The following is an 8,375-nucleotide window of genomic DNA, read 5'->3' as shown; positions in this document are numbered from 1 at the left end:
CGGTCTGTGGCCCGGGCTGCGTGACGCCTTCAAGTCGGGCTCGGCGGAGATCCCGTTCGAGGACCTGAAGGAGCGCATGCTCTTCATCGAGGCCATCGAAACGCAAAAGTGCTTCGATGAGGGTGTGCTGACAACGACGGCCGACGCCAACATCGGCTCGATCTTCGGCATCGGCTACCCAGCCTGGACCGGTGGTGTTCACCAGTACATCGTCGGCTACGAGGGTGGTCAGGCGGGATTCGTCGCGCGCGCCGACGAGCTCGCAGCCAAGTACGGCGAGCGCTTCACCGCGCCGGATTCGCTCCGCTAGATTCGCGTCACCACCAGTGGGTGGAAGTCCGGGCTCACGCCACTGGACTTCCACCCACTGGTTTTTGGCGTCTTCAGGCTCACATGCCGCGGTGGGCGATGAGTCTGTCGGCTCCGTCGGTGAATTGCTGACGCATCAACGTGGTGGCCGAGTCCACGTCGCCCGAGCGTAGGGCGTCGATCAGCTGTTCGTGGTTGAGGACGGCCGCGCGGCCCCACTCCGGATCCGCGGCGTACAGCCGGGTGGGGGTGTATCTGGTGGCGTTGTTCAGAAACCAGGCGAGCTTGTTCGCGCCCGTCAGCCGGTTCAGCACACGGTGAAACTCGAACTCGCTGGCCTCTACCTCCTCGGCCTGCCCCTTCTCGACGGCGGCGGCGAGGGATGCGTTGAACGATTCGAGCTCCGCGAGTACCGACTCGGTGATCTTCGGGGCTGCTCGCCGAACGAGCTCGACGGCTATTTGCCCCTGCAACCAGAAGATGTCGACGATGTCCTCGGCCGTGAGCGGAGACACCACGTATCCGCGGTGCGGGACGAGTTCGACCATCCCCTCGCCGCGCAAGGTCAACAGGGCCTCGCGAACCGGAGTGACGCTCACTCCCAGTTCGGCGGCGGTCTCGTCGAGTCGAATGAAGTCGCCGGGCCGCACCTCGCCGGACATCACGATGTGACGCACGTGATTGGCGACGTCCTCGCTCAGCTGCGGTCGGCGCCGAAGCGTGGGCGACGCGCCGACTCCCTCGGCGTTGGAGATTCGACGTCGTCCGGCCATGCAGGTCAGCCAATCACACGGTCGGTCCGAGGCGCTCGACGGACCGCATGACCGGTTCGGCGACGCGAGCCGCGACCGGGCCGAGTACGGCCATGAGCAGGACGTATGCAGTGGCCAGCGCTGCCAGTTCACCTTCGACGGCGCCTGCGGCCACGGCAAGTCCGGCGATGACGATCGAGAACTCGCCGCGCGCAACGAGCGCGGCGCCCGCACGGACGCGTCCGGGACGCCCGATACCTTGACGTTTCGCGGCCCACATTCCGGTGACGACCTTGGTGAAGGTGGTGACCACCGCGAGAATCACGGCCCAGCCCAGCACAGGCGGAATGGTCGCCGGGTCCGTCGCGAGACCGAACACGACGAAGAACATCGCGGCGAAGACGTCGCGCAGCGGTTCGAGAATGCGCGAGGCGTTGTCGGCGGTCGATCCGGAGATGGCGATACCGAGCAGGAACGCGCCGACGGCGGCCGACACCTGCAGTGCCGATGCCAGGCCGGCCACGAGTAGGGCCGCACCGAGAACCGTCAGGAGTACCACTTCCCGGCTGTGACTGTCGACGATGGCCGAGAGAAACCGGCCGTAGCGCAGTGCGACGACCAGCACGATGGTGACGACGAGCAGTGCGACGCCGAGCGCTTCGAGACCACCGAGGAAGCTCGCGCCGCTCAGAACCGTCGTTAGGATCGGCAGGTATACGGCCATCGCGAGGTCTTCGAATACGAGGATCGACAGGACGACCGGGGTTTCTCGGTTACCGAGACGACCGAGATCGGTGAGCACTTTCGCGATGATCCCGGACGACGAGATGTAGGTGACGCCTCCGAGTACGAAGGCCCCGACGCCTCCCCATCCGAGCAGCAACGCGACGACGGCTCCCGGAACGAAGTTGAGGACGATGTCGAGAACGCCTGCCATCCAAGATCGTTTCAGTCCGGTTACCAGCTCGGCTGCGGTGTATTCGAGTCCGAGCAGGAGCAGCAGGAGGATGACGCCGATTTCGCTGGCGAGTTCGCTGAACTCGTCGATGCCACCGAGGGGGATGAGTCCGCCGTTGCCGAAGCACAGACCACCGAGCAGGTAGAACGGGATGGGGGAGACGCCGATACGGCCGGCGAGTCGCGCGAGTAGTCCGAGGGCAAAGAAGACCGCGCCCAGCTCCACGAGAGCCAGCGCATGGTCGGCCATCGTCAGCCGCTACCGAGCAATTTGGTCGCGGCGTCGAGGCCCTCTGTGGTGCCGACGGCAACCAAGAGGTCGCCGCCCACCAGGGTGAAATCGGGGGTGGGTGACGGTTGCACCTGGCCTGCGCGCATGACGGCGACAACGGAAACGCCGGTCTTTGTGCGCATGGTGGTGTCGCCGAGGGTGCGGCCGTCGAATCGCGAGCCCACCCGAACGGGGAGCTGGCGGGTGTTGATTCCGGGGAGGTCTCGATGCTCTTCCCCGAGCTGAGCAATGAGTTGCGGCGTGCCGAGCAAATTGCCCAGCGCCGCCGCTTCCTCATTGCTCAAGGTGATGGACGCCTGTGTTGCATCGGGGTCGTCCTTGCGCGATACGATGAGTTCGTTCGCGCCGTCTTTGCGGGTGATGACCCCGATGCGGCGACCGGATGCGAGGGCGAAGTCCTTTCGCACCCCGATCCCGGGCAGCAGGGTCACTTCGACGTTCATTGGGGAATGCTAACCCCGTCGAGAGTCACCCGTGCCGCAGTCCTGCTTGTCGCAGGAGCTACTTATCAGGACGCGACAGCCGCCAGCAACGCTTCACGCTGGTTGGCGCCGAGTCCGCCGATGCGGCGCGTGTCTGCGATGGACAGCTGCTCGAGCAGCTGTGCGGCGCGCACCGAACCGACACCCGGAAGTGCCTTGATCAGGGCGGACACCTTGGTCTTCTTGACGATCTCGTCGTTCTCGGCCTTCGCGAGAACGTCAGCAACGCTGAGCTCGCCGGACTTGACGGCGGCCAGCAGCTTCGACCGGGCCGTGCGTGCCTCGGCAGCCTTGGCGAGAGCCGCGGTGCGCTGTTCCGGAGTCAATACTGGTAAAGCCATGGCCTGTTCTCCTCGATTGTGTTGACCCGTCGCTTTGGTGACATGGTCTTCGACCCTCTTGCATCGTGCATGGTGGCCCCGCCAATGTATCGGAACAACACGCATGTCATTCGTGGAGAGCCACCGTTCCTTCCCAGCCAGGCTACGTCCTTTGCGTTTCGGGGTGTGCCCCGACCAGCAGTTGGGTCGATCCAGGGGACCTGAGACCATCCGCCACGGACGTTCGGGGCGAGCGTCAGCGGGGGTCTGCGGAGGACAGCAGCCAGCGGTCGTCGACACGGGACAGTCCGATCAGCATGCGCGACGAGTCGACCCTGCCGTCCGGCACCGACAGGTTGCGCACGTCCTGGTCGAGGAACACTGCAACCACCGCGCGTTCGTCGTCGAGTTCGACGAGTCCCGCCGCCGTGACGGTTCCGGTCGCTCGGCCCTGCCCGGCCACCAGCAACTCCTGCAGTCGGGTGGAGACGTCGCGGTAGGTACCGGCGAACTCCTCCGTCGACGCGGCCGTCACTCGGTCGAGATTGGCAGTGGGGTCGTCGAAGTCGTAGGTCGCGAGGCCTTCCGCGTATTGCGTGGCCGAGGTCAGTGCGTCGGCGCGCAACTTCTCGGTCGTCCGGTTGCTCTGATGCTGGTAGCCCACCACAGCGATCGACAAGGCAAACGCCAGAACAGCCGCTGCAACAGCAACTTTGCGTAGCGTCACTTCGCTACCCCTTCCATCAGTTTCTTCCAATAGTCGAGTGCTTCGACACCGGTGGGTACGAGCAGTGGCTCGTCGGCGATCGGTGGGCCGGATACGTTGCCGGGTTCGGTGGCGCCCGAAAGTCCCAGATCGTTCGGTCGCGGCGCATTCTGCGAACCCCGTTGCGCGAGGGCCGGTCCCGGCGGGCAGTACAGGTTCAAGTTCGGCGCGCGAGGCGAGGTATCTCCGACAACCCGCCGCGGGGTGTCGTACCAGCAGGCCGGCCCCTGGGTGCCGACGAGGGTGAATGCCCCGCGGTCGCCGTCGACGATCGAGGTCAGCTCACCGAGGGTGTCCGGCAGCGCCGTGAGCAGTGCCGCCATGGCGGGGGTGCGATCGCCCAGGACCGTCGAGATCGACACCAGATTTGTCATCAGAGCGCCCACCGTTCCCCGCGTTTCGTCGAGCAGCTGCGACGTCCTGGCCAACGCTTCCGGAGAACGTTCCAAGAGGTAGATCAGTGTCGGTTCCTGCGCCAGAAGCTGGCCCGTGATGTCTCGTACCGCGGCGACCGACCCGGAGACTGTGTCGGCCTGCTCGGCCACCGCGCTCAGCAACGGCAAACCGGATTCGGTGATGCGGGCCAGAGCCGGAGCGCGAGCGTCGAGCATCCGCGTCAGCGTGTCGGCGTCGTCGAGGAGCGACGCCAGGGCCGGACCATTGTCGTCGAGTGCCGCCCCGAGGGTGTCGGTTACCTTTGTGACCGCGTCGGGATCGATGGACTCGGCGAGCGTCGAGACATCGACCAAGAGTTCGTCGAGTTGCTGCGGCCGATCTTCGGGCGGCAGCTCGATCGTGTCACCGTCGACCAAGTATCGTCCGTCGTCTTCGATCGGCACGATGTCCAACGTTTGAATGCCGAGCGCGCTGCTGTTCGTCACCTTCGCCGTGGACCCGACGGGTACTTGCGTGTCCGGGTCGAGCGAGAGGGTGAGGTCGACTCCGGAACCGTCCGCCGCTATCGAGATCCTGTCTACGGTCCCCACAGCGACCCCTCGATAGGTCACCCCGGCTCCCACGGCGAGATTCGTCGCGTCGGCTGTGGTCGCGTTCAGCTCGATCGCGCCGCGCAACGTCTGGGGGCCGATGACGTAACTCGCGCCGACGAATAACGCCACGACGGCGGTGACGACGAACAACGACAACGGGACGAGCAGAGGACGCCTCACGCTCCACCCCTGAGCAGCTCTTCCAGGGTCGCGGGGACGTCCGCGATCCGGCCGCCGGTGACGAGCTCGCCGACGGTTTCGGGTAGGTCCAGTGCGCCGTCGAACACCAGGTAGTCACCGTGGACTGCGCCGTTGAAACCGTCGATGAACTCGTTCATGTTGCGCAATGCCGGGGTGACGGAATCGTTGAAACCCTTGATCGACGACGTGACGTGGGCCAGTTCGTCGACACCAGTCGCGAGCTCGGAGTCGTTGTCGCCGAACAGCTTCTGCGCGTCGACGGAGAGGGCTGCGGTGTGCTCGACGAGAGCCGCTATGTGGTCACGCTGACGGACGAGCAGCTCCATCGTCGGAGCTGCCACCGTGAGGCCGCGGCTCAGTTGCTCGCGATTCGCAGCGAGGGTAGCCGACACCGAACCCGCCGCCGCCAGGATCCGATCGAAGTCTCCCTGGTGGGAACTGGCGGCCGCCAGTATGCGATCCGCCCGCTGCATCAGCGTTCGAACCTCGGGGCCGCGTCCACCGAACGCTGCGTTGGTCTCGGTCGCGATCGTTTCCAGTTGGTCGAGACCGCTGCCGTTCAATACGAGCCCCAATGTTGCGAGCGAAGTTTCGAGTTCCGGCCCGATCTCGGTGTCGTCGACGGTGTCTCCCTCGGTCAGCGATTCGCGTGACGGGTCCTGCGGAAGAATCAGCTTCACGTACGGCTCGCCCAGGGCGGAGGGGAGTTCGAGCGATGCGCTGACGTCGGCCGGAAGGGCGACCGACGAGGACAGACTCAGGCCCACCTGCGCGCCGGTGCCGTCGGTGCTCAGATCGTGGACCCGTCCGACGAGTTGCTGCCCGACCCGCACCTCGGTGCCGAGCCGAATGCGATCCGCCCTGGCGAACTCGGCGACGACGCGATAGTTTTCGCCGTCGGCCGAGCGTCCGACGGGTAGGTCCGCAAGTCCGACACCGCAGCCGGACAACAGCAGACAGGCGGCCACCGCCGACATCGCCTTCGCTGTTGTCGCGGCCTTCATCGTGGCGCTCCCATCACTTGCGGCAGGCCGAGCGGAGCGGTGTCCAACGGCAGCGGTATCGGGTTCGTGATGCCGGCGCCGGTGCAGATGGGCAAGGCCAACTCTCGGCACAGGGGAACCGCGACGGCGAACTGATCCAGATCCGTCGAAACGTTCAGGCGAATTCGGGCGCGTCGGTCCTCGCCGATCGCGTTGCCGATGTTCTGCATCATCAGTGGGAGCACGTCCATTAATTCTGCGAACTGGGCTTCGTTCGCAGCGAACGAGTCGGTGAGCAGGCGTGTGTTGTCCAGGACGGCCCGCAAATCCGCCCCGCGCTCGATCAACAGGCGGTCCAACTGGTCGAACATGGATTTCAGCCCGGCGATCGGCTCGGCGATGTCGAGGTCTTGCCGTTCGATCTCCTGGCCGAGTTCGGACAGTGATCCGGTGATGGACGCGACCGCGCCCTCTCGTGCGGCGAGCGCGGCAATCAGGCGGTCGACGTTCTCGATCAACAGCCCGACTTCGTCGCTGCTCCCACCGACGACGGCTGTGGCCTGAGAAATATCACGGATCGCGTCTCCCATTGCAGGTCCGAGACCCTCGGTGCTGTCGGCCACCACATCGAGTGCGGCGCCGAGGTTTCCTTGTTCGGGTCCGAGGGCCGCGGCGATGGTGCCGATGCTCTGGAGCAACTGATCCCAGTTGATCGGCGATCGGCTGCGTTCGATGGGAATGACGTTGTCGCCGAGCGTGGGCCCACCGGTGTAGGCGGGGCCGAGTTCGACGAACCGATCGCTGATGACCGAGGGGTTCATGACGTAGGCCCCCGCGTCGGCGGGTATGTCGACGTCCGAGGAGATGGTCATGCTGACGCGGACGGCTGTGCCCCTGGGTTCGACGGATTGCACGGAACCCACGGGGACGCCGAGCACGTGGACGGGGCTACCCGGATAGATACCGTTGACGTATGCGAAGTCGGCCTCGACGGTCGCGCCGTCGTCGGTAGCCACGAAAACGAACCAACCACCCATGATCAGCGCGAGGGCGGCCAGTGCGCCGATGATCTTCACGGGCTGCATCCTGTCTGAATACCCAACGCGCACAACAGGTTGTCGGGCAGTGGCCCGGCGGGTGCCGACACGTCGACCCAATTGCCGTTGCCGGTGGCGTCGGTGACGGCGCGAAGACCGGCGGGAAGTGTCCCGAGCAGTGCGTCGATGTTTTCACCGTTGCGTGCAAGAGTGTCGGTGACCGACCGCATGTTCGCGATCAGCTGGTCGAGTTGGTCTTCGTTGTCGGTCAGGAATGTCGACGCCGCCTCGACGATGGTGCGGAGATCCGTCACCAGCCGTCCGAGCGCCGTCCGCCTGTCCGCGAGGGTGTCGAGAACGAGCTGGGCATTGCCGACCAGCATCCCGAGCGAATCGCTCTCTGCGGCAATGGAAATCGAGAGTACCTTCGACGTTTCCAGCAGGTTTCCGATGTGTTCGTCGTTGCGGGCAAGCATCGACGACGCCGCGCTGACGCCGGTGAGCGCGTCGGCGACGACAGTCCGGTCGCTGGGCAGCGTTTCGCGGAGTGTGCGCACCATCGACTCCAGTGCAGGAACGTCGAGATGGTCCGCAGTTGCGTTCACTTCGGCGCCGATTTCGTCGAGCGAATAGGGCACCGAGGTGCGGTCGAGAGGAATGGTGCGATCCGGGCCGACCTCACCGGAGCCATCGGGAACGATATCGAGATAGCGCTTGCCCAGGATTGTGCGCAGCTTGACGGCGGCACGAGTTCGATCGCCGAGCGGTTGGCCGTCGTCCAGGCGGAACCGGATGTTCACGTGATTTCCGGCCAGTTCGACGGCGTCCACGCGGCCGGCGGGAACCCCGGCCAGAAACACTGGATCGGATTCGGTCAGCCCACCGGCGTTCTCGAAGTGCGCGGTGTACGAGTGGGTTCTGATCACGTACCAGGCGTGGGGGATTGTCACTGCAGCGAGAATTGCGGTGCAGACCAGTGTGATTCCGATGAGGCCGAGTTTGACGGTGTTCATCGGCACATCTCCGTGTGCGCGGCGCCGAAGATGTTGGATTCGCTGTCGCCGACCTTCACCGTGAAGTTGCAGGTGTAGAGGTTGAGCCAGCCGCCGTAGTCGCCGAGGTGGTTGATGGATCTGGCGAGCTGCGGCAACACGGTCATGGTGCGGTCGAACTCCGCGGTGTTCGGGATCCACGCGTCCGTCATGGCGACCGAGTCCGCGACGGCGGTGTCGAGGGGTTGTGCGGCGCTCGTCATGAGGGAGGCCAATGCGTCGATCGAGCGTGAGC

9 protein-coding genes and 2 pseudogenes are annotated in these 8,375 nt (G+C 65.3%); 1 reads left to right on the top strand and 10 read right to left on the bottom strand.

The annotated features are described in order from the left end of the window. A pseudogene (locus tag WBQ44_RS21360) lies at positions 1-310 on the top strand (3-hydroxyacyl-CoA dehydrogenase); the annotation flags it as partial. A 79-nt stretch (positions 311-389) separates the two neighbouring features. On the opposite strand, the gene WBQ44_RS21355 reads toward WBQ44_RS21360, so the two are convergent. The 10 genes and pseudogenes from WBQ44_RS21355 to WBQ44_RS21310 form a co-directional block, all read right to left on the bottom strand. Then, on the bottom strand, positions 390-1,082 hold the full coding sequence (locus WBQ44_RS21355) for a GntR family transcriptional regulator (RefSeq protein ID WP_495568668.1): 693 nt from the start codon (positions 1,080-1,082) through the stop codon (positions 390-392). Between the two features lie 13 nt (positions 1,083-1,095). After that, positions 1,096-2,268, bottom strand: a complete 1,173-nt coding sequence (locus WBQ44_RS21350) for a cation:proton antiporter (RefSeq protein WP_495568667.1) — start codon at positions 2,266-2,268, stop codon at positions 1,096-1,098. Between the two features lie 2 nt (positions 2,269-2,270). Continuing rightward, a complete protein-coding gene (locus WBQ44_RS21345; RefSeq protein WP_495568666.1) occupies positions 2,271-2,753 on the bottom strand; it encodes a cation:proton antiporter regulatory subunit in 483 nt (160 codons plus the stop codon). A gap of 65 nt (positions 2,754-2,818) precedes the next feature. Next, positions 2,819-3,133 (bottom strand): integration host factor, actinobacterial type, encoded by a 315-nt coding sequence (gene mihF / locus WBQ44_RS21340; RefSeq protein ID WP_026347388.1) that lies wholly within the window; start codon positions 3,131-3,133, stop codon positions 2,819-2,821. A gap of 235 nt (positions 3,134-3,368) precedes the next feature. Then, positions 3,369-3,839, bottom strand: coding sequence for an Rv1363c family protein (locus WBQ44_RS21335; protein WP_495568665.1), 471 nt, complete (start codon positions 3,837-3,839; stop codon positions 3,369-3,371). Beyond that, positions 3,836-5,047 (bottom strand): MlaD family protein, encoded by a 1,212-nt coding sequence (locus tag WBQ44_RS21330; protein ID WP_495568664.1) that lies wholly within the window; start codon positions 5,045-5,047, stop codon positions 3,836-3,838. The genes WBQ44_RS21335 and WBQ44_RS21330 overlap by 4 nt, the downstream gene beginning before the upstream one ends. Next, positions 5,044-6,072, bottom strand: a complete 1,029-nt coding sequence (locus WBQ44_RS21325) for an MCE family protein (RefSeq protein ID WP_495568663.1) — start codon at positions 6,070-6,072, stop codon at positions 5,044-5,046. Before WBQ44_RS21325 ends, WBQ44_RS21330 begins: the two co-directional genes overlap by 4 nt. Continuing rightward, a complete protein-coding gene (locus tag WBQ44_RS21320; RefSeq protein WP_495568662.1) occupies positions 6,069-7,136 on the bottom strand; it encodes an MCE family protein in 1,068 nt (355 codons plus the stop codon). The genes WBQ44_RS21325 and WBQ44_RS21320 overlap by 4 nt, the downstream gene beginning before the upstream one ends. Beyond that, complete coding sequence (locus tag WBQ44_RS21315; protein WP_495568661.1) at positions 7,124-8,101, bottom strand: MCE family protein; 978 nt, start codon at positions 8,099-8,101, stop codon at positions 7,124-7,126. Before WBQ44_RS21315 ends, WBQ44_RS21320 begins: the two co-directional genes overlap by 13 nt. Next, positions 8,098-8,375: pseudogene (locus tag WBQ44_RS21310) on the bottom strand (MCE family protein); the annotation flags it as partial. The gene WBQ44_RS21315 and the pseudogene WBQ44_RS21310, both read right to left, overlap by 4 nt.

The organism is Rhodococcus sp. (in: high G+C Gram-positive bacteria) (assembly GCF_049591685.1).
GTDB lineage: Bacteria > Actinomycetota > Actinomycetes > Mycobacteriales > Mycobacteriaceae > Rhodococcoides.
Note: the sequence above shows the minus strand (reverse complement) of the source record. Positions and strands in the feature narration are given on the sequence as shown.